Genomic DNA, 23220 nt, shown 5'->3' on the forward strand with positions numbered 1-23220 from the left:
TAAAAGAATAAAAACAAAGCAAAAAAAGATAAGAAATCAGATTATTTTAGATTGAATTAGGTGTATGGGTGGAATACAATCAAGATTAGCAGAAACTATTTGTATTATTACTATTTATTTAATGGGGTGGTTATTATGAAAAAGCGAAACTCGAGGTGGAAGTATCCCAGGACGAGACTGCAGTGGTTGTGGGATAATATGGAAGGGTACAGAGCGTTATATGTACTGGCGGTGATTGGCACAGTTGTCTACAATATGTTGCAACTGACTGTGCCATTTTTTTCTGCGCAAATTGTGGACAGATTTTTATCCGGTCCCGGTGCAAAAGAGAATCTTACGGGGCATCCTGATGAATTTGTGAGGCTCCTTATTCTTATGATCGGCCTTACTGTACTCAGGTGCATCATAGTCTATTTTGACTGCATGGGATATGAGTTTGTATCGCAGCAGGTTCTTTTCAAAGTAAGAAATTTCCTCTATGACAAGATTCAGAGACAGGACATGAAATTTTACAACACTTATCGTACAGGTGATCTGATGACCAGAGTTACTGGAGACCTTGATGCTGTAAGGCACATGGTTGCGTGGGTTGTCAGAATGGTAGTTGAAGCATTTTCTCTGGTTACAGCAACTGCAATTTACTTTATCTACATGGACTGGAGACTGGCGTTTAGCCTTTTGATCGTGGCTCCGCTCATTTTCTTTATCATATATGTATTTAAGCTTTTAGTTGCGCCTATGCATGCACTTCTTCGTGAAAAGCTGGCATATATGAATACGGTGGCACAGGAAAATATAGCCGGAAACAGAGTGGTTAAGGCTTTTGCAAGGGAAGCCTACGAGATAGAAAAATTTGATGAATGCAATTCTGATTTTAGAGATACCAATAAAAAGACAGCAATGATATGGCTTCGTTTCTATCCTTTTGTAGAAACTCTTGCAAATGCCCTTGCGGTAATACTTCTTTTGGTTGGAGGCCTTTTTCTTATCCATGGCGATATGACAATGGGCGAATACGTGGCATTTTCGGGGCTTATCTGGGCCATAGCCAACCCTATGAGACAGCTTGGAAACGTTATGAATGAATTCCAGAGATTCTCGGCAGCATCTGCCAAGGTTATGGAGATCTACTATTCAGAAGCTGAGATCGTAGATGCTAAAGACGCTGTTGATAAGCCTGGAAGATTCGAAGGAAACATAGAATTTAAAGATGTTTCTTTTCACTATGCAGACAATGATCTCCCAGTCCTTGAGCATATTTCTTTTACTGCTAAAAAAGGACAGACTATTGCAATCATGGGCGAGACAGGATGCGGAAAAACTTCTCTTATCCATCTGATTCCTAGATTCTATGAGCCTTCAAGCGGAGAAATCCTTATTGACGGTGTAAATGTCAATAAATTAAAACTCAATCAGCTCAGAAAGAATATAGGTCTTGCTACCCAGGATGTGCTTCTTTATTCTGACACTATTGATGGGAATATTGCTTATGGTGATAGCGAAATAAGTCGTGAGGAGGTTGTTCGTTTTGCCAAATATTCTGCGGCTTCCGATTTTATCGCCAAGATGCCTGAAGGCTACGAAACTATAGTAGGTGAAAGAGGTGTTGGCCTTTCCGGCGGACAGAAGCAGAGAATCTCTCTTGCAAGAGCGCTGGCAGTAAGGCCATCCATCCTTATTCTCGATGATACAACTTCAGCTGTTGACCTTGAGACGGAAAAAGAGATTCAGGAGAGCCTAAGAAATCTTGATTTTGAGTGCACAAAGATCATCATTGCGCAGCGTATATCAACTACCAAGGATGCAGACCAGATACTGATCATGCAGCATGGAGAGATAACGGAGCGTGGAACTCACGAGGAACTCATCAAACTTGGCGGATATTATGCAGAACTTGTGAAACTGCAGGCAGGCTGAGCTGAGAGCACTTAATGAGGCGTAGCCGAATTTAGTGTAACTATAGGCAGGAGATATAAACAGGAGATAAGTACATGAGACGAAATACATATAAAGAAGATGAGATATTAGAAGAGCCCTTTGATATAAAGCACCTTCTCAGGGCTTCAGGATATATAAAAAAGCACGCAGGTAAAATGGCGATGGCACTTGTTTTTTCCGCCCTTGGCGGAGCAGCAGCTCTTGTGAGCCCAATGATCGTGCAAAGGGCTTTGGATGTGGCAATCCCAAGCGGCGATGAGAGCCTTCTCTACAAACTGGTTGTTGCTGCAGCGTTGTTTTACGTATGTAGTGTGATCTTTACCACGATTCGTTCAAGAATCATGGTAAATGTGAGCCAGAATATTATTTATCAGATAAGGAGCGATCTTTTTGAACACTTGCAGAAGCTGCCATTTCAATACTATGACGACAGACCACATGGAAAGATCCTTGTAAGGGTAGTTAATTACGTCAATTCCGTTTCAGATATGTTAAGCAACGGTCTTATCAACGTGGTCCTTGAGATATTGAATCTTGTTTTTATCGTAATATTTATGTTTGCAGTAGATGTCAAGCTGAGCTTTGTGGTTCTGGCCGGTGTGCCATTTCTTATGGTATTTATGTTCTGGATAAAGAACAAGCAGAGAAAAGCCTGGCAGGCAGTGTCAAACAAGAACTCCAATTTAAACGCCTATCTTCAGGAAAATATTGTTGGTGCAAGAATAACACAGATCTTTGCTAGAGAAGATGAAAATGCTGAGATATTCAAAGTCCTTTCTTCCAACTGTAAAAAGGCATGGATGAAGGCAGTCAGCTATTCAACCATGGTCTGGCCGGGAATTGATACCATATCGGTTCTTGTCAGAGCTGCAATATTCATGTTTGCACTTGTAGTTTTTTCAAAGGGAAATGAGTCCCTGGGCGTGATCGTTGCTATCTCAAGTTACGCATCAAGATTTTGGCAGCCTATCATGAACCTTGGAAATATATTTAACAACTTCATCAATAACATGGCTTATCTAGAGAGAATTTTTGAGACTATGGATGAGCCTGTAACTGTAGATGATGCGCCTGATGCAGTGGAGATGAAGAAGATGGTCGGTGAAGTGACCTTTGACCATGTCTCTTTTTCCTATGAGAAGGGAAAAGAAATCCTGCATGATGTTTCATTTAGTGTAAAACCCGGAGAGAGTATTGCTCTTGTAGGTCCTACAGGAGCAGGAAAGAGTACTATTGTAAGCCTCATTTCGAGATTTTATAACGTTGATAGTGGAAGAATCCTTATTGATGGACAGGATATTTCAAAGGTGACTCTTCATTCTCTGAGGTCACAGATGGGAATAATGCTTCAGGACAGCTTTATTTTCTCCGGAACAATTGGAGATAATATCCGCTATGGAAAACTTGATGCAACTGAGGCTGATATAAGAAGAGCCAGCAGGGCTGTTTGCGCTCATGATTTTATAAAAGTAATGCCTAAGGGATACAACACTGAAGTTAAGGAAAGAGGTGCACTTCTTTCTCAGGGACAAAAGCAGCTTTTGTCCTTTGCGAGAACTCTTTTATCTGATCCTGCGATACTGGTACTTGATGAAGCGACCTCAAGTATTGATGTTCAGACGGAAAAAGCTCTTCAAAAGGGACTTGATACAATGCTGGAAGGCAGGACAAGCTTTATCATTGCCCATAGACTGTCTACCATTACTAAATGTGATAAAATAATGTATATAGACAACGGTGGTATAACTGAATGCGGAAGTCACGATGAGCTGATGGCCCGCAAGGGAGCTTACTATCATCTGTTTACTGCACAGATGGAAGGTATGGAAGCTGTATAAAGGTGAATGAAATTTGACAAGTTATTACGACTATTGTAAAATTTGTGTCATGCTTAAAAAGAAAACAAATAAAAACCAAATAATTTTAGGGTCTTTTGCTGCGGCTTTTTCAGTAGTTGTGCTGGCAGGACTTGTTGCTGACAAACATCTTGCGATGGCCAGCGCTGCTTCAGAAGAGACCACGGAAGTTGCAGGTGAAGTCTTGAATATCCAGATTGATGAAGCTCTTGGAGAGGATAATCTTGCAGATGGAGCTGTCACAGAAACAGTGGATATGGTAGAAGCTACAGAGGCTGCTTCAGAAGAAACTGCCGAAGAAGTGCTTCCTTACACTGTAACAGCTTATGAAACTCCGCTTGTTATGTATGCCAGTGATACGGTTAATGTCAGAAATGGCGCCGGAACAGATTATGACAAGCTTGGAAGGATTAACTGGGGAAGCGAACTTCAGGTTATCGGAGTAACAGACAATAACTGGTACGAGATTTCCTATGGCGATGGAGCAGGCTTTATCAGCGGAGACTATGTGACTTCTGAACTACCAAGTGTCCCATATCTTTTCGTTGGTGATTCCAGAACTGTTCAGCTTGAGAATGCAGTTGGAACTACCGATAAGGCATATATTGCCAAGGTTGGTGAGGGATACAGTTGGTTTAAGAACACAGCTCTTTCAGAGATACAGGAGTACGCGGGCAACGGAACCACTATGATCATTAACTTTGGTGTTAATGATCTGGCTAATGCGTCTAAATACATCAGTCTTGTAAACAGCTACATTGATGTTTGGGATGCAGCAGGAGTGACAGTTTATTATTCATCAGTAACACCAGTTGGCAACTGCAACTCAGTATCCAATGCACAGATTGAGAGCTTCAACGCCAAACTTCAGGCAGAACTTGACCCAAGGATCAAGTGGATCGACAGCTACTCATATCTTACTCAGACAGGCTTTAGTACAGCTGACGGCCTTCACTACGACAAGACTACATACAAGAATCTTTACTCATACTATATGTCAGTAGTGGCAACAGATGTGTAAATACTAACGATAGTAGGAGAATATTAGAATAAGATATAAAAGGATTTGCCAGGACTACAAGTCATGGCAAATCCTTTTTGGTTTTCGATGCGATGCTCTCCGAGATGAGAGTATTGGTTCTTTCTATTTCATCCCAAAAGTCTCTGGCAGACAGTCTATAGGCTCCGCTACTAAGGACGATCACTTGCTCTATAGCATCAGAAGTGGCAACAGTCACTTTGTACTTTTTGCTTATTTCGTGTGCAGCCTTTTCTATATACTGGTCCGCAGTCTCAGCTTCTTTTGTATAGACGATTAAAAGACCACTCATTTCATCTGTATGTTCTTTGCCTCCGGCGACTTTGTAGGCATCAAACACAACGATCACCTGTTCACGCCTGAATCCCTGAAAGTTGATGAGAATATCGATAAGCTTATCTCTTGCGGCCTTTAAGTCAGTTTTCGCAAGGTCTGACAAGTCAGATGAAGCATATATTATGTTGTAACCATCAACCAGAAGGTATTCCTTATTCATCTCATTTTTTATGGATGAAGTGCTGTTCTGGTGCTTTTCCTTTTTGGCTGCTTCAAGATCGTAGTCTCTGTTATCGCTTTCGGGAGTATCTGCCTGATTTAAAGAATCATAGGTGACGGCAGTTTCCACATATCTTGGAGCAATCTTTCCATAAGTTCTTTCGAATATTGCTTTTAATTCTTCTTCAGAATTTTTATATTTCACAAATTCTTTTTCTATGACAGCAGCAGTTCTCTCTTTAGGGAAAAGACCTGAATCTACATGCATTTTTTCAGGGGCTTCATCCCAAGGAATTATCAAAGAACTTCCGTGAGAGCAAAAAACGGAAGATGAAGGATTGTCTACATCAAGCTCAGGGTCATAGCCAAAGCTTTCTATAATCTCTTCCTCATTATGACATGGTTCGTATCCCCTAAAGGTTGTAAAGATCTGACCTTCGCCTCTTGTGTAGGATGAAAGTTCAGATGCATAGTCAAGAAAGCAGGCGGCAGGAACAGTCCCTGTGATGAGAGCTTTTTCACCAATAATATCAGGGAGAGAAGTGGTTCCGTTCATGCGCTGCATATCTGTAAGTGCCCTTCCTACAGTATCTGAAGGAATCTCAAGTCTGTAATCTAAAACAGGTTCAAGAAGGACTGATTTTGCACTCATAAGGCCCTGTCTTACAGCTCTGTAGGTGGCCTGTCTGAAGTCACCGCCCTCAGTGTGCTTTTCATGAGCTTTTCCGGCGATTAGAGTTATCTTAATGTCAGTGATCTCAGACCCTGTAAGGACTCCGAGATGCTTCTTTTCCTGAAGGTGAGTAAGTACGAGCCTCTGCCAGTTAAGAGAGAGCTTATCGGTACTGCACTTTGCGGCAAAAGAAATACCGCTTCCCGGAGCTGCCGGTTCAAGAAGCAGATGGACTTCGGCGTAGTGGCGAAGAGGTTCAAAGTGACCTACACCCTCAACTTTATTTGCAATGGTTTCTTTGTAGACAATGTGACCTGGGCCAAAGTCTATTTCGGTTCCAAAGCGCTGCTTTACTATGTGCTTTAGGACCTCTTTCTGAACTTCGCCCATCACCTTGATCTCAATTACCTGAGCTTTGTTATTGAAACTAAGCTGGAGAGTCGGATCCTCTTCCTCCAAGACCTTCAGCTCTTTGTAAAAGGCGATTGGATCCTTGCCGTCCGGTAAAAGAACTGAACAGGAAAGGATGGGCTGCATAATGCTGCCTGTTGATAAGTCTTTGGAGGAACCTATCATCTCTCCGGGAAGAGCAGAAGACAGACCTGTTACGGCACAGATCTGACCTGCGACAGCTTTAGTTGCAGTGTCATACTTTTCTCCTGAGTAGAAGCGGATTTGATCGATCTTTTCATCTCCAAGAAGTGTCTTTGGCGCGATAGATCCACTGGCAATCTTAATATGGGTCAATCTGTTTCCATTTGCATCTCTGCTTATTTTAAAGACCTTTGCGGAAAAGTCACCGTTTTCGTCATATTTTTTTACAGGTGCAAAATAGGTAACGAGAGAAAGAAAGCTCTCTATGCCTTCCATCTTAAGGGCACTTCCGAAAGCACAGGGGAAGCATTTCCTCTTTGAGATCAGCTCTTTTACCTGATCATTTGTTATCTCTTCTCCATCAAGAAAGCTGTTTAGGAGTTCCTCATCACATACAGCTAATTCTTCCTGAAATTCAGGAGAAGCAGGATCAGAACTAAAATCAATGCAGCTGCTGCTAAGACTTGATTTTATCTCATTTAACAGATTCTCTTTGTCACCCTGGTACTGATCCATTTTGTTCACGAAAATGAAAGTTGGCACATGGTAATGCTTAAGAAGCTTCCACAGAGTCCTTGTCTGACCTGTTATGCCATCAGGGGCGCTGATGAGAAGAACAGCCGCATCAAGAACGGAAAGGGTTCTCTCCATTTCAGCTGAAAAATCAGCATGGCCGGGAGTATCCAAAAGAGTGAAATGATATCCGCCGTATTCAAAGATCGCCTGCTTGGAAAAAATGGTTATTCCGCGGTCTCTCTCAAGATCATAGTTATCAAGAAAGGTGTCCCTGTGGTCAACTCTGCCCATTTTGCGCAGGGCACCTGCAATATATAAGATGCCTTCTGAAATTGTTGTTTTTCCTGCATCCACATGAGCCAGGATGCCAATAGTCATATTTTTATTCATAGGTACTATTATACGGATAAAACATGAAATCTTGAATATCAAATATTTGCCAAATTTGATGTAAAAACCTTGTTACATCTTGCGGATAAGTCTTAATTTGATTAATCTGTAGCATGTGTTATACTAAATATATCACAGATTAGGAGGCGTTTATGATCATAGAGATTGATTTTAATAGTGGTGAAGCAATCTATATGCAGCTTTGCAATCAGATCATATTGGGTATTGCTACGTCTCAATTCCGCGAGGGAGAACAGCTTCCAAGTGTGCGCCAGCTTGCTGAGACGATCGGTATCAACATGCACACTGTAAACAAAGCTTATTCAATCCTTCAACAGGAGGGTTTTGTTAAGATTGACAGGAGACGTGGAGCTATCATCGCTATTGACATTGACAAGCTTCAGGCTCTTAGTGAAGCTAAATCGGAACTTGCGGTCGTACTTGCAAGAGCTATCTGTAAGGGGATTGGAAGGGATGATATTCACAAACTTGTAGACCAGCTTTATGACAACTACGAGAGAAATTCTTGAAGAAAGGAAGAGATAATATGGATTCAAAGTTTACCTTAATGGCGGCAGATGCACTTAAGCTTGCCAGGAAAACAGCCAGGAGCCTTAAACTTAATTATGTAGGTACTGAGCACATTCTCATGGGACTTATATTAGAAGATGGAAGCGTTGCTTCCAGAATCCTTATTGATAACGGTATCGACGAGAATCGTATGATGGATATGATAAAAGATCTTATTGTTCCCGATTCTACAGTCAGTACCCTTGATAAAGACGGCTTTTCTCCACGTGCGGAGAAAGTGCTTGAGGAAGCTCACAGACTTGCTGAGAGATTCCACGCAGACAAGACAGGAACTGAGCACATTTTGCTTGCTCTTATAAAAGAGGGAGAGAATGTTGCAGTAAGACTTATCAGTACCCTCAATGTTCCTGCACAGAAGATATATGCGGAGACCCTTGCTGCCATGGGAGAGGATCCAAACCTTGTAAAAGAGGACCTTGGAAGAAAGACAGCTCCAAAGGCCGGTAAAAAGGCATCAATCCTTGCACAGTACAGCAGAGACCTTACAGCACTTGCTGTTGAAAATAAACTCGATCCCGTAGTGGGAAGAGAAAGAGAGATAAAGAGAGTTATTCAGATCCTCAGCAGAAGGACCAAGAATAACCCATGTCTTATTGGTGAGCCCGGTGTAGGTAAGACAGCAGTTGTTGAGGGACTTGCCCAGAGGATTGCTTCCGGAGATGTGCCTTTAACAGTTCAGAATAAACGCCTTGTTACTTTGGACCTCTCAGGAATGATCGCAGGTTCCAAATACAGAGGCGAGTTTGAAGAACGTATCAAGAAAGTCATCAAAGAAGTTTCAGATGATGGAAATATAATTCTTTTTGTTGATGAGATGCATACACTTATCGGTGCCGGTGGTGCAGAAGGAGCAATTGATGCTTCCAATATTTTGAAGCCATCTCTTGCAAGAGGCGAGATTCAGATGATAGGTGCTACAACCATTACTGAGTATCGCAAGTACGTTGAAAAAGATGCCGCTTTGGAGAGAAGATTCCAGCCTGTTAATGTGGATGAACCTACCAAGGAAGAGGCTACTGAGATCCTCAATGGAATTGTCAGCAAGTATGAGGAGCATCACAAGGTTACTATAACTCCTGAGGCTATCAAGGCTGCAGTTGAGCTGTCTGAGCGATATATTAACGACAGAAATCTTCCTGATAAGGCGATTGACCTTATTGATGAGGCTGCATCAGCTGTAAGACTTAGGACTATGGGCGTATCTCCCAAGATAAAAGAGCTTGAGGAACTCATAAAGTCCTACGATGGCAAGATCGAAACTGCCCTTAAAGAGCAGGATTTCAAGGCAGCAGGTGAGTTTAATAAAGAACAGAACGCTCTTATCTCCAAGTTAAACAGAGCAAAGAATGCTGAAAAGAAAAAAGAAATGACATCTGCCTATGTTGTTAATGAGAATGATATAGCAGAGGTCGTAGCAGAGTGGACAAGAATTCCTGTTAAGAAGATTGCAGAAAAAGAATCTGAAAAGCTTCTTAAGCTTGAGGCTGTCCTTCATAAAAGAGTTATCGGTCAGGAGGATGCTGTTAAGGCTGTATCCAAGGCTATCAGAAGAGGTCGTGTAGGACTTCAGGATCCTAACAGACCAATTGGCTCATTCCTTTTCCTTGGACCGACAGGTGTAGGTAAGACAGAGCTTTCAAAGGCCCTTGCTGAAGCAATGTTTGGTGATGAGAATGCTCTTATCAGAGTAGATATGTCTGAGTACATGGAAGGTCACTCCGTATCCAAGATGATCGGATCACCTCCAGGATATGTTGGATTTGATGACGGCGGACAGCTCAGTGAGAAAGTAAGAAGACATCCGTATTCAGTAATTCTTTTTGATGAGATTGAAAAAGCACATCCTGATATCTTTAATGTTCTTTTGCAGGTTCTGGATGACGGACATATCACAGATTCCAAGGGCAGAAAAGTAAGCTTTAAGAACACTATCCTCATCATGACTTCAAATGTTGGAGCCCAGAAGATTGTTGATCCTAAAAAGCTTGGATTCGGTGCCGGATCTGATGCCAAAAAGGACTATGAAGATATGAAGTCAGGTGTTATGGAAGAGGTTAAGCGTCTCTTTAAGCCTGAGTTTATCAACAGAATAGATGAGATCATGGTATTCCATACTCTCAATGAAAAAGAGATGATGGATATTGTGACACTCCTTTCACAGAACCTCAGCAAGCGCTGCAAGAACCAGATGGATATCAATCTTACAATATCTCCTGCTGTTAAAAAGTTCCTTGTGACCAAGCATTCAGATGCAAAAATGGGTGCAAGACCTCTTAAGAGAGCTATTCAGCAGACTATTGAGGATGCAATGGCAGAAGAGCTTTTGAAGGGCAATATAAAGGCCGGAACAGATGTGACAGTTGGACTTAAGGATGACAAGATTGTTTTCACTACAGCAGAAGGCTCCAAAACATCAGTGAGGAAGGTAAGTGTCAAGACCACAAAGCCTTCAAAGTCTTCTAAGACAAAAAGCACTGTAACAACAAAAAAACCTGCTAAAAAAACTGTAAAAAAGCCAGCGAAAAAAACTTCAAAAAAGTAACAAAATTTTAATTTTACATTAAGGTTCTTTGACTTATAATGTTTTATAAGAAACGAGCTATACATTTTAGGAGGTTTAGATATGGCTGTTGTTGAGCAGTTGATTCGTGCTGAAGAGGATGGGAGCATCAGTTTTGGTAACTATAAGCTTCCAGAGAAAAAGAAACTCGAAAATTTTGAGCATGGCGGAGACATCTATAAGGTAAAGACTTTTAAGGATATTACCAAGCTTGAAAGCAATGAGAACTTCGTATATGAGTCCGTGCCCGGAACTACAGTTACTGAGTTTAAAGAGACTGAGAAAGGCGTAGAGTTCGCTGTTGAAGGCTCCAGTGATGCTCAGATCACATTGGGACTTCTTGAAAAAACTGAATATAACGTGTTCGTAAATGGTACCAGCATTGGTAAGATGACTACGAACGTCGGTGGAAAACTTAATTTGAGTGTTGAACTTTCTGAAGAAAAGGCAACACAGGTAAGAGTTGAAAGGTAAAAAATGTTTAGGGCTTTTCGAGAAAACTCGAAAGGCCCTTATTTTTTGGAGGAGTTATGGCGACAAAAATAAAGACTGTATTTTTTTGTCAAAAGTGTGGGTATGAATCATCCAAGTGGATGGGGCAGTGTCCAGGATGCAGAGAATGGAATACATTTGTTGAGGAAACGGTTAAATCAGCTCCCAAGGCAGCAAGTGGTTCAACCAGAGGAACGGCATTAACAAACGGCGAGTATAAAAAGCCGCAGACTCTGTCAGAGATAGTGATGACAGATGAAGACCGCTTTGATACACATATAGGTGAACTCAACAGAGTTCTTGGTGGAGGGCTTGTGAAAGGCTCTCTTATTCTTGTGGGCGGTGATCCGGGAATCGGTAAATCAACGCTTCTTTTGCAGGTCGCAGGGAATCTTTCCGGAGATAAAAGAGATGTTCTCTATATTTCAGGTGAGGAATCTTTAAGACAGATAAAGCTGCGCGCGAACAGACTTGGAGATTTTTCTGATACTTTGAAATTCATGTGTGAGACAAATCTTTCCAATATAGAAGAGGCTATCAATAGAGAGAAACCTCAGGTGCTTGTTATTGACTCGATCCAGACAATGTACAACGAGGATGTTTCATCTGCTCCAGGAAGTGTTTCACAGGTAAGGGAGTCCACATCAGTCCTTCTTAGAATTGCCAAGAGTATGAATATCTCAGTGTTTATTGTTGGACATGTGACCAAGGAAGGACAGGTTGCAGGCCCTAGAGTGCTGGAACATATGGTTGATACAGTTCTTTATTTTGAGGGAGATCGCCATGCCTCTTACAGGATCTTAAGGGCAGTTAAAAACAGATTTGGTTCAACCAATGAAATTGGCGTATTTGAAATGCAGGAAAAAGGCCTTATGGAGGTCACCAATCCTTCAGAATTCATGTTGGATGGAAGACCAGTCAATGCAAGCGGATCTATCGTTACCTGTTCTGTTGAGGGAACACGTCCTATACTGATAGAAATTCAGGCGCTGGTGTGCAGGACTAATTTCGGCTTTCCGAGACGTCAGGCCAATGGAACAGACTATAACAGAGTTAATCTTCTCATGGCAGTTTTGGAAAAGAGGATAGGTCTTCAGATGGCAGACTATGATGCATACATCAATCTTGCCGGAGGAATGAAGATTGCAGAGCCTTCATTGGATCTTGGCATCTGCCTTGCGATTATTTCCAGTTTTAAAAATAAACCTATCAGTGATGACACGATTGCTTTTGGTGAAGTTGGTCTCTCAGGAGAAGTGAGGTCAGTAAATATGGCAGAGGCCCGCGTTCAGGAAGCAAAGAAGCTTGGATTTAAGCGCTGCATCGTTCCTAAAGCTCTTGAAAAAAAGCTTAAATCAAGCTGTAAGGGAATTGAGATAATAGGTGTTTATTCAGTCAGTGATGCCATGGGCCTTATCTGAGGCTGAAAGATATTTGGTCTTTTTTTATCATTTTTATGGCAAATTGTGATTGATTGTATGATTGTTCTTCTGCTATATTTATGAAGATATGTTTTTAACGAGGTAAATCAGAAAAGCCTGGTGGCAATGACTGGAGAATCAAGGTGAAAGGGATAAAAAGAGCTGTAGTATTTAGTTTGATAATGTTGATGGCAGTGATAGCAGTTTTAAGTAGTGGACTTACTGCTTTTGTGTCATACGCTGATGATGACAGCTCGGATGCCGCTACAGATTCAGGTACAGAAATTGCAATAGATGAAGCTACTGAACTGGATACAGCTTTTTATTGTTCAACATATTTTTACCTTCTTAATGGAATAGATTCTGATATTCCATATGAAATTTCATCATATCCAACATCTAACTATTCTGATGGGATTTATAAGTTTGGAGCTGTAAACAGCTTTGATGAGATTGTTGGAACTGATCTTGAAGACGAACCTTCAGAGGATGATCTTTATTGTGATAATGAAGTTTTGCAGTCCCTGAGCAAGGTCCCTTCTTTGGAGGAGATTCAGTCAGTTAGAAGCGATTTTGATCCTTCTGTCCATTATATTCAATGGTATGTTATCAAAAATATAGACTATGTAATGCATGTTGACGGTGTTATAAGGACAAGACAAGCGGTAGAAGATCCTACTGAGGAGCCTTCAGAAGATCCGATTTCTGAGATTACAGACGATCCCGGCAATGGGGAATCAAAAGAAGCCTCTTCAGAGGCTCTTTCTAGTGCTTCATCAGAAAACTCAGGTGAAGCAACTTCTGCATCGTCAGCATCATCGGAAAGTGCCGGAAGTGCTTCTTCGGAGGCGTCATCTGCTTCAGAGAGTTCATCTGTCTCTGCAGATGATACAGAGGAACCTGAAATATCAATAGAGATTGAAACTATCTGTAATAATCCCATAGTTCCTGATGATGGCGAAGCTCATCTTGTGGGAGATGGATTTAAGATCAGGATCATTGATGAAAAAGAGCCAGAGACACTTACAGAGAAGATTTATGATGCCTTTGGTAAGTTCCTTAGAACAGATGTCTTAACAGTAACAGCATCTGATGGCAATGGTACAACATTTAAATACAAAAACAGGGAATACTGGGTGAGCATTGATGCTGCCTATGCCTATGTTACCGCCAAGGATTTATCAGAAAAAGGACTGACTATTCCATTTATTTTTGATGGAAAAGAAATTGAACCTGAAAATATCAGGGTTGGAATTAAAGATGCGGTTACAGGTGTTATCACAGCATTAAAGAGCGAGTCTTCTGTTGAGATAAAGACAAAACAGGCTGCGATAGATGTGAGTAACGTGATCACTATCGAAGCCGGCAGCACAGTTAAAAATGATGATGGGCGGACTCTCACCAATGATAGTTACACCATCGTTGACGGCAAATTAAAGGATGGACATACTATATCCAAAGTAGTGTTCAATGGAAGCCAGACAGGAGTAGGCGAGAGCTGCAACGAGATAACTTCTGTTGTTATTGTGGATAGTGAGGGTAGGGATGTTTCTTCACAATATGTTGTAAAGTGCCAGAAGGGAAGACTTGTTCTTGTTGATGCAAGTGGGAATGAGGCCGCCTTAAACTACGAGACATCAACAGTTAAAGATGACACTAGTGAAAACGTATCTTTAAGCGTCAATGCACCTGATACATCGGCTATTTTGAGCAGCAGCGCTGATGTAACTCTTTTGGAGGCTGATGAGGATTTGTTTAGTGTTGTTCCCGGCTCATCTGTTTTGGGAGCCAGGATGTCTGCGACAGGTGATACAAGTGTATCTTTAAGTATGAGAACATTAGCTATTTGCTTTTTCTTAATTTTGACTATGATCTTATAATGTGCCAGGTGATATGGGATGCTAAGCAACACATATCATCTGGCACATTTCTTTTACAAAAGATTTCATGTATTTTTTGAATTTTTTCATTAAAAGGTTAAAAAAAATTATAAAATGACGATAATATTCATGTAAGCATTTCAAGGATAGTCTGTGCCTTTTTGAAAATATTATGTATTGGAGGGGTGAAATGTTTAGAAAATGGTTAGTAGTTTGCTATATTGTTATAATTGCTTTTACTTTTGCTGTTCCATTAAATTGTTATGCATACGATGATTCTGTTGATTTGTCAGAAGATACGTATAATACCCTTGCCAAAGGGACTACTGTGTATAATGGGGTGGATTATGGTACTAAGTATGGATATAATCCACTGTATTATTTTTTAAACTACAATGATCTCAGAATTGCTTTTGGAGCTGACCCAGCCAAATTGGTAGAACACTATGCAATATTTGGAATAAAAGAAAAGAGAGTTGCTAATAAGTTAATAACAAGGGGAGCTCACGCTTGGGGAAGTAGTAATGAGTATATAGTTCCTTCAAATCAGCTGACTAAAGAAAAAAAGGATGGAATGGTAGTTATTCCGGAACAACTTCATAACAATGGGGGTATGAACAGACGTCAGGATGCTGAAGCGAGGAGTATAGCCAAGCAGCTGGCGAATAGTATTTATAATCAGGTTATGGTAACCAATAATAACAATAATAAGAAAAGTAAAAAAAATACAAATAATTCTAATAATGCAAGTAACGTGCCTGTAGTGTCTGAGATACAGATGGTAGCCTATGCCACTGGTATTGTACAGGCATATTGCAATGCTGGAAGAGAACTGACTCAGGATGAGGTAAAAAAAACAAATAGCAAGGTATATAGGACGGCATATGGAGTGTTTTGTGCTCATGAATTTACAAGTGCTGGAGCTACAAGGGCATTAGGGTTGATCCTGGATTATCTGGATGCAACTATCCAGCAGAATAACCCAGGGGCAGCACCTTTAAAATGGGTTCATGTAAATGCAAATACGTGGGCTCAGCAATATTGCCAGATAGCATGTGATAATCATGAAGCTTATGCTGATGGAATTCTGGGGATAGCCGGGTATGGAAAACATCCCCTTGAAGGCGGCGTGGAACAGGATATTCAGAATTATGTAAATTATGCAACACTTAGTAATATCATAAATACGAGACCTCCTTATGGGGATAATGGAGAGGCAAGTACAGAAGATTTACCTAAGAATGATAATCCAATGAGCGGTCAAGCTAATGACTATTGATATATTTAGGCGAGACATATGAGAAAAAGTAAAGTAAATGCAACAAATATTATATGTGTTTTTCTTATAATATTTATGGTTATGATGGCTCTCATGAACAGCTCTATACGAGCAAGGGCAAGTGGGATAACTACGATTGATTCAGCTACCTTCAGAGGAACACCGGATATCTCTACGATCCACATAGGAAGTGATGTGACGGACATCTCCTCCAACGCATTCAGAGGGCTGATGGCCCTTAGGTCAATTACTGTAAGCGAGAACAATCCTTTTTATTCTTCATACAGCAATTGCCTTTATAACAAAGACCAAACAGAGCTTTTGTGCTTTCCTGCAGCTCTGACAGGGGCGTATATTCCGGAAACGGTCACATCTATCGGAAAAAATGCTCTGTACGGCGTGGCAGACAGCTTAAGGGCAGATATAAGGCAGCTGATCGAGGCGCAGGCTGAGAGCAATCTCATGGAATGGCAGGTTCCAGGGGCACATTTCATTCACACAGCTTTCGGGGTTAAATGGAAAGATGCTTCAGGAAATACGGTGGAGCCTGACACAGATCTAAAAAAGCTCATTGCTTCAGTTTTGGAAGCAAGTACTACAGAGTCCATGAACCAGAGGCAGCAGCTTGAATGCGCTTTTAATTATCTGGTTTCTTCAGTTTCTTATGAGAGAAAGATGGATATTCCTATAGGAAACTGGACAGGAAGTTATGCGACAGACATGCTCTTGAATGGCAAGGGGAACTGTTATGGGTACGCAGCAGCTTTTGCATATATAGCAAAGGGAATCGGGTTTGACTCAAGAGTGTGCAGCGGAATGGTTCAGTCTTCGCTTGGTGGGAGAACGCCCCACGCCTGGACTGAAGTTAAATTGGGAGACAAATGGTACATCTTTGATTCAGAGATGCAGGATGCTAAAGGGGGAGGATATTACAAACAGACATATGACAGTTATCCGGCGGGGCCATTGGAAAAACAGCTGACCTGGACTGTCTATTATTAAGAAAGAGGGTTACCTTTTATGAGAAGATTTTCGGGTATATTTATGGCGATTCCTATTACATTTGTTTTCCTTTTCATGCTTAACATAATGCTGTATACTACAGTTCCTTTTTATAGGGAGGCATTAAATGGAGCACTTGGAAAAGAGGATATTCCTGTGGTAGAGGCCAGTAACGAGCCTGTGATATATGCAGATGAGATAACCGAAATAGAAGATGCAACTACTGCAACAGCAGCGGAAGGGAAAACAGCTATTTCTTTTACTGGATCATCTGATAATGAGGAGAGTGAAAAGGAACCTGAAAAAGTAATAATCGATAAAGTATATTATGAGGACTGCGGAACCGGCGAAGGCTACTGGGTTATAACCTACAATGATGGCAGTAAGATAGTTGAATAATAGTAAAGGATAAAGAACCGCAAAGGTTCTTTATTTTTTTGCAAAAAACAGCATGAAAACAGATTTTAAATTAAAGAACTAAATGGTAGAATGAGTCCACGTGGATTAATAATGTAATGCATTTGGAGGGAACTAAAATGAAGAAATGGGCAAGGCTATTATATCAGCCCGGAATTCCATTATATGGAGACACAAGGATAACAGGCAGTAAAGAGCATATTGAAATATCAAGAAAAGCTGCCAATGAAGGAATAGTTCTTTTGAAAAACAATGGAACACTTCCTCTTTCAACTGATAAAAAGGTTGCACTGATTGGAAAAGCATCAGTTGACTATGTCAAAGGCGGAGGCGGATCAGGAGATGTTTTCTGCAAATATATACATTCACTTTATGACGGCTTAAGGTCCAAGGATATAGAAGTGTTCGAGCCTCTTGTGAGGTTTTACAAAGATGAGATCAGGAAGCAGTACAAAGAGGGACTTGCGCCGGGAATGACAAGAGAGGTCAAGATTCCTGAGAATCTCCTTGAAGGCGCAAAGTCTTTTACCGATACGGCAATTGTTGTTTTGAACAGATTCTCCGGAGAGGGATGGGACCGAAGCAGCATAGAGTGCAACAATGAGTACAATCCATGGCCTTCTGAAACATCTATGCCAAAGATTTCAGGACAGATCTTTCCAGATGGGGATTTTTATCTCACAGCAGAAGAAAAAGAGATGGTTGAAACTGCCTGTGCTGGCTTTGATAAGGTTATAGTTGTCCTTAATATTGGTGGGATCATAGATCTGAGATGGGCAAAAGAAAACCCCAAGATTGATTCAGTTCTTTTCATCGGACAGGGTGGAATGGAAGGCGGCGACGCTGCTGCGGATGTTTTGTTTGGAAAAGTTAATCCATCCGGAAGACTATCAGACACATTTGCAGGAACGTTGGAGGATTATCCATCAACAGAAAAGTTCCATGAGTCTTTTGACTATGTGGATTACAATGAGGACATTTATGTAGGTTATCGCTATTTTGAAACAATTCCCGGTGCCGACAAAAAGGTGGTTTATCCTTTTGGATATGGTCTTTCTTATACAAGCTTCGAGACAAAGGTGGTTGATGCAGTTTCTTTTGACGGAGAAGTGATATTTACAGTTAAGGTCACCAACACAGGCAAGTTTCCCGGCAAGGAAGTTGTGCAGCTCTATTATGGCGCGCCACAAGGACTTTTGGGTAAGCCTTCTAAGGCCCTTGGAGATTTTGAGAAGACAAAAGAGCTTTTACCGCTTGAGAGTCAGCTTCTGACATTAAAGGTCAGTGAATATGAAATGTCATCCTACGATGATCTGGGCAAGATCAGGGATGCAGCCTATGTCCTTGAAAAGGGTACTTATAAGTTCTATGTTGGATCAAATGTCAGAGATGCGATAAAGACTGAGTTTGAATATGAGAATCCTGTGGATAAGGTTATAGTTCAGTTAAGTCATAAGGCTGCTCCTGTATCATTAAAGGAGAGAATGCTCTCTGATGGAAGTTATGAAGAGCTTCCTTTGGGGGATGACAGGGATATCAATGAATGCATTTTTGAAAAGATGGAGCCGGGAACGGAAGAAGCGCTTCTTCCCGCACAGAAGGCTCTTCCAATACGCTCACTTATCAATCCTTACAAAGAGGGAGCAAAGAGTTTTGATGAGGTGGCAGAAGGCAAGGCGACTCTTGATGAGTTTGTAAAGCAGCTTTCCAATGATGAGCTCATGGACCTGGTGGGCGGACAGCCTAATGTGGGTGTTTCCAATACCTTCAGCTTTGGTAACATGCCGGAATACAGAGTTCCAAGCGCAGGCACTGCAGATGGCCCTGCGGGTCTTAGAATTTCACCGGAGACCGGCGTTGTGACAACTGCATTCCCATGTGCGACCACAATTGCCTGCACCTGGAATAAAGAGATTGCAGAGGAAATTGGTTTTGCAGGCGGAGAAGAAGTTAAGGAAAATAATTTGGCTGTATGGCTTACTCCGGCCATAAATATTCACAGAAATCCTATGTGCGGAAGAAATTTCGAGTACTACTCCGAAGACCCGTATCTAACAGGAAAAATGGCTGCTTCACTGGTATGTGGTATTCAGAGAAATCACATCGGTGCCAGCGTAAAACATTTTGCCTGCAATAATAAAGAGACCAATAGAAAGCACGCTGATTCAAGGGTTTCAGAGAGAGCTCTTCGTGAGATATATTTAAAGGCCTTTGAGATTATTGTTAAGGAAGCTCAGCCATATACCATCATGTCTTCCTACAATGCTTTGAACGGATACAGAGCTTCTGAAAACAAGGATCTTTTAACCGGAATCCTTCGTGATGAGTGGCATTTTGAGGGACTTGTCACTTCTGACTGGTGGACCAGAGCAGAACACTACAAGGAAGTAAATGCAGGAAATGACCTTAAGATGGGAAATGGATTCCCGGACAGATTAAGAAAAGCCATGGATGCGGGAGCTTTAAGCCGAGATGTCCTTGAAACAAGCGCAAGAAGAATCCTTAGTATAATCCTTAAGTTTGACTGATTTTCAATAATATTACAGAGGGATAAAAAAAGAGTCGGTTTCGGCTCTTTTTTTGGTATAATATTGATGGATTTTTCTATGTGGAGGGAACTTTGTTATGAAAAGAAGACTGATTAGTCTTTTTATGGCAGCCATGGTCGTTACATGTTCTGTGACCGGTTGTGGTGTCAAAACTTCTCAAAAAGAAAATACTGAGTTTGGTTATGGAAGCGGTGACGTTCTTTCCGATAAGAAGGTTGGCGTATGTATTTATCAATTTGCAGATACTTTTATGACTTTGTTTAGGGACGAGTTAAAGGATCGTCTCGTGGAACAGGGCATTTCAGAAGATAATATCGAAATAATGGATAGTCTGAATAACCATAATACTCAGGTTGACCAGGTAAAAGAGCTCATAAATGACGGAGTTGATGTGCTGATCGTTAATCCGGTCAATCCATCTTTTGCAAAAGAAATCACAGATCTTGCTGTTGGTGCAGGTATTCCTCTTGTATATGTGAACAGAGAGCCTGATGGCGATGAGGAAGACAGATGGGTCGACAATGATTATCATGTTTCATATGTTGGGTGCGACGCGCGTCAGTCAGGCACTTATCAAGGCGAGATCATCGAAGCGTTAGGATTTGACACAGTTGATCTAAACGGTGACGGCAAGCTGCAGTATTACATGATAGAAGGCGATCCTGAGAATATTGACTCACAGTACAGAACTGAGTATTCTGTCAGGACCTTGAAAGATTCTGCATGGAAGCTTGAGTGTGTAGGTGATGAAGTTGGTAACTGGCACCAGGAGACTGCAAGACAGCTTATGGCTAAGGCTTTAGAGGAAGATAAGGATATTGAAGTTGTTTTTTGCAATAATGATGCTATGGCATTGGGGGCTTTAGAGGCTATAGAGGCTGATGGCAAGGTTGTAGGTCAGGATATTTTTCTTGTTGGTGTTGATGCACTTGAGGAAGTTATAGGATGTGTGCTTGAAGGCCGAATTACAGGCACTGTTTTTAATGACTATATTTCACAGTCGCATTCCGCAGCAGACACGGCCATAAACTATATCAAAATGGAAAAAGTTGAGCATTACGTAGGTTGTCACTATGTGAAAGTTACAACCAAAAATGCGCAGGAAATACTTGATAAAATAAAGAAATAAGGACATTTGGGGATTTAATAATGAATATATCTGGAAAAGTTTATAGAAAATCAGTGCTTATCATTATTCTGATGGCACTTTTGGTAGCTGTTCTTCAGGGCAATCCATATACATCAGTGGCTTTTGGCGTGGACAGACAACCACAGATAGCAGTTTTCTTTGCGATTTCTTTGCTGGTTGCATGCTACTTTTTTAAATCATATATTTCGGGGAAACTATCCACAGAACGAAAGATTCTTTGGATAGTATTTTTTGGAACACTCATGAGATCATTCTATGTTCTTTTCACTGATATCTGGACTCTGCAAAATGATGGCGGAACCTTTACCGGATTTGGAACACCTGACATCAATAACGGACATATCGGATATATCGAGTATATCTATAAGTTTTTCCATTTGCCTGATATGGATCCCTATGATCATTTTGGATACTATCATCCACCACTTCATCATATAATTGAGGCTATCTGGCTTACTGTTCAGAGACTTATTGGTGTTCCGGAGGCGCTTGCTTTTGAGAATCTTCAGGTGCCAACGCTTATTTATTCGAGTCTTTGCATTGTTGTGATGCTTCACATTTTGGAAGAGTGCAAGGTTACAGAAAAAGGCATCTGTTTTGGCATGGCTCTTTTTGCATTTCATCCAAGAATGATGGTACTTGCCGGTTCTGTTAACAATGATATTTTGGCACTGCTTCTTTTGCTGACTACTATCTGGAGAACCCTTGTCTGGATCAGAGAGAAGAGCTTTAAAAATATCGTTCTTATCGCCCTTTCTCTTGGATTTGGCATGGTGAGCAAGTTAAATACAGCTATTTGCGCTTTCTCAATCGCACTTGTTTTCATGTGCTATCTTATCTGGTGCATCAGAGAAGGAAATCTTATAGAGCTTAGGGACTGCATTTTGGAATATCTGCTCTTTGGAGTGATTGTTATTCCGCTTGGACTTTCATATATTATCAGGAATCTTATTCTCTTTGGAGAAAAGCCAGGAATACCATCTCCTGCACTTATTCCAAGTGAATCAGTGATGTACACAGGAACTTATTCAGTGTGGTCAATCATAGGAATTCCTGGCTTGGCAGATCTTCATGTGGAATTCCCATTCCATCCGATAAGCGCTGCATCAATCCACAATTCATGGGTCATCCTCTTCCAGACAGGTCTTTTTGCTGAGGCTTTTCCTGCTGAGATAAATGATTACCTGCTTGCTTTTGCGCAGATCGCCTATGTTGCATCCATTATAGCAGCAGTTGTGACATCAATAGTTTTCTTCGTATGCTACTTTGCTGCATATAAGGAGCGCGACACAAAGCTCCGCACCACATTTGTACTGTTTACTTACATATTCATGATCATCAGCTACAGCCTCTTTGTATTTAAATATCCATATACCTGCAGCAGCGACTTTAGATATATGACAGCTGCACTTGTATTTACTTCACTGGGACTCGTGAAGATTCAGGAGGTTGTTGCAAAGGGTGGCTCTAATCGTGAAGGTGCTGCTATTAGCGGCGTATCGCATGGTGAAATTGGTCAGGATGGTGTCACAGGTATACTTGGTCGTGTGATTCGATTTATCACCAACACTGCTGTTGTTTTGACCCTTGTCTGCTCAGCAGTCGTGTATATGTTCTGGGATTTACATTGAAGTAGTTGAGGCGAGGAGGGGCATGTGACAGTTTGAGTGACTTTTGGGGCATGGGAGTCATATGATGGTTTGAGTGACTTTTGGGGCATAGGAGCCGTGTGATGGTTCATGTAGCACCGCTGATAATTAAGTCGTTAAAACTGTCACGGCGATTTCATGTGACTCTCAGTTGGATAATTGATTTTCAATTTTCAATAAACGAAATAAAAATGGTTGATTTTATATTTTCGTCGTTATATAATGTAGAACGTCGTCGGGGTGTGGCTCAGTTGGTAGAGCACTATCTTAGGGAGGTAGGGGCCGCGTGTTCGAATCACGTCACTCCGATTGATTTAAACCGCTCAGTTGAGCGGTTTTTTAGTGCCTAATATCAGGCAAGACCTGGTATTTTATGGCTAAGAGAGCTTTTATTTTTAGAGAGCTTTTATTTTTAGAGAGCTTTTATTTTTAGAGAGCTATTTTGTGATGAGCTTTTTGCAATGAAATCAATATATATAAAGAGAACAAAGAGCATTACTGCATACTACATAAATTATTAAAATGTGCAGTAGGTTTTCTCTTTAGATACTGTATCTTGTGAAAAAATATATCTATGCAGTAACGTGATTACTGCAATTATCTTGGTTTTCAAAATCCTACAGTAAATGTAAAAAATATTTACTGTAGATCTCTAAATTATCTTATTCCTGCAGTAGTAAATCTGGCAGGACTAATCAATAAAAGAAAAATAATACTGTATCAATAATA

At 41.0% G+C, this 23220-nt stretch carries 15 protein-coding genes and 1 tRNA gene; 15 read left to right on the forward strand and 1 reads right to left on the reverse strand.

Going from position 1 to position 23220, the window contains the following annotated elements; genetic code table 11:
* The first annotated feature begins 135 nt into the window (after positions 1–135).
* From G585_RS0110910 to G585_RS0110920, 3 genes are all read left to right on the forward strand, one after another.
* Positions 136–1917: an ABC transporter ATP-binding protein gene (locus tag G585_RS0110910; protein ID WP_022774984.1), complete on the forward strand. Its 1782-nt coding sequence runs from the start codon at positions 136–138 to the stop codon at positions 1915–1917.
* A gap of 74 nt (positions 1918–1991) precedes the next feature.
* The gene (locus G585_RS0110915; protein WP_022774985.1) at positions 1992–3776 is read left to right on the forward strand and encodes an ABC transporter ATP-binding protein; all 1785 of its coding nucleotides are present in this window, start codon (positions 1992–1994) and stop codon (positions 3774–3776) included.
* Positions 3777–3789: 13 nt separating this feature from the next.
* Positions 3790–4815, forward strand: a complete 1026-nt coding sequence (locus G585_RS0110920; RefSeq protein WP_022774987.1) for an SH3 domain-containing protein — start codon at positions 3790–3792, stop codon at positions 4813–4815.
* A gap of 61 nt (positions 4816–4876) precedes the next feature.
* On the opposite strand, the gene G585_RS17905 is transcribed toward G585_RS0110920, so the two are convergent.
* Positions 4877–7501, reverse strand: coding sequence for a translation factor GTPase family protein (locus G585_RS17905; RefSeq protein WP_022774988.1), 2625 nt, complete (start codon positions 7499–7501; stop codon positions 4877–4879).
* A 152-nt stretch (positions 7502–7653) separates the two neighbouring features.
* Here G585_RS17905 and G585_RS0110930 point away from each other — a divergent pair, with 152 nt between their 5' ends.
* From G585_RS0110930 to G585_RS0110985, 12 genes are all read left to right on the forward strand, one after another.
* Positions 7654–8031 carry a GntR family transcriptional regulator gene (locus G585_RS0110930; protein WP_022774989.1) on the forward strand — a complete coding sequence of 126 codons (378 nt, stop codon included), beginning with the start codon at positions 7654–7656 and terminating at the stop codon, positions 8029–8031.
* Positions 8032–8048: 17 nt separating this feature from the next.
* A complete protein-coding gene (locus tag G585_RS0110935; protein ID WP_026663941.1) occupies positions 8049–10634 on the forward strand; it encodes an ATP-dependent Clp protease ATP-binding subunit in 2586 nt (861 codons plus the stop codon).
* 81 nt (positions 10635–10715) lie between these two features.
* Complete coding sequence (locus G585_RS0110940) at positions 10716–11126, forward strand: hypothetical protein (protein WP_022774992.1); 411 nt, start codon at positions 10716–10718, stop codon at positions 11124–11126.
* A gap of 56 nt (positions 11127–11182) precedes the next feature.
* On the forward strand, positions 11183–12565 hold the full coding sequence (radA, locus tag G585_RS0110945) for a DNA repair protein RadA (RefSeq protein WP_022774994.1): 1383 nt from the start codon (positions 11183–11185) through the stop codon (positions 12563–12565).
* Positions 12566–12708: 143 nt separating this feature from the next.
* Entirely contained in the window at positions 12709–14445 is a 1737-nt protein-coding gene (locus tag G585_RS0110950; RefSeq protein WP_022774995.1) for a hypothetical protein, read from the forward strand.
* Positions 14446–14635: 190 nt separating this feature from the next.
* Positions 14636–15724 carry a hypothetical protein gene (locus tag G585_RS0110955; RefSeq protein WP_022774996.1) on the forward strand — a complete coding sequence of 363 codons (1089 nt, stop codon included), beginning with the start codon at positions 14636–14638 and terminating at the stop codon, positions 15722–15724.
* Positions 15725–15742: 18 nt separating this feature from the next.
* A complete protein-coding gene (locus G585_RS0110960; protein ID WP_022774998.1) occupies positions 15743–16726 on the forward strand; it encodes a transglutaminase domain-containing protein in 984 nt (327 codons plus the stop codon).
* Between the two features lie 18 nt (positions 16727–16744).
* Positions 16745–17125 carry a hypothetical protein gene (locus G585_RS0110965; RefSeq protein ID WP_022774999.1) on the forward strand — a complete coding sequence of 127 codons (381 nt, stop codon included), beginning with the start codon at positions 16745–16747 and terminating at the stop codon, positions 17123–17125.
* A gap of 137 nt (positions 17126–17262) precedes the next feature.
* Positions 17263–19671: a glycoside hydrolase family 3 protein gene (locus G585_RS0110970; RefSeq protein WP_022775000.1), complete on the forward strand. Its 2409-nt coding sequence runs from the start codon at positions 17263–17265 to the stop codon at positions 19669–19671.
* A gap of 97 nt (positions 19672–19768) precedes the next feature.
* Positions 19769–20821 (forward strand): substrate-binding domain-containing protein, encoded by a 1053-nt coding sequence (locus G585_RS0110975; protein ID WP_022775002.1) that lies wholly within the window; start codon positions 19769–19771, stop codon positions 20819–20821.
* 20 nt (positions 20822–20841) lie between these two features.
* Positions 20842–22473, forward strand: coding sequence for a glycosyltransferase family 39 protein (locus G585_RS0110980; RefSeq protein ID WP_022775003.1), 1632 nt, complete (start codon positions 20842–20844; stop codon positions 22471–22473).
* Between the two features lie 254 nt (positions 22474–22727).
* A tRNA-Pro gene (locus G585_RS0110985) sits at positions 22728–22800 on the forward strand.
* Positions 22801–23220: the final 420 nt, after the last annotated feature.

Origin of the sequence: Butyrivibrio sp. AE2015, from assembly GCF_000420825.1 — a bacterium.
Classification (GTDB): domain Bacteria; phylum Bacillota; class Clostridia; order Lachnospirales; family Lachnospiraceae; genus Butyrivibrio.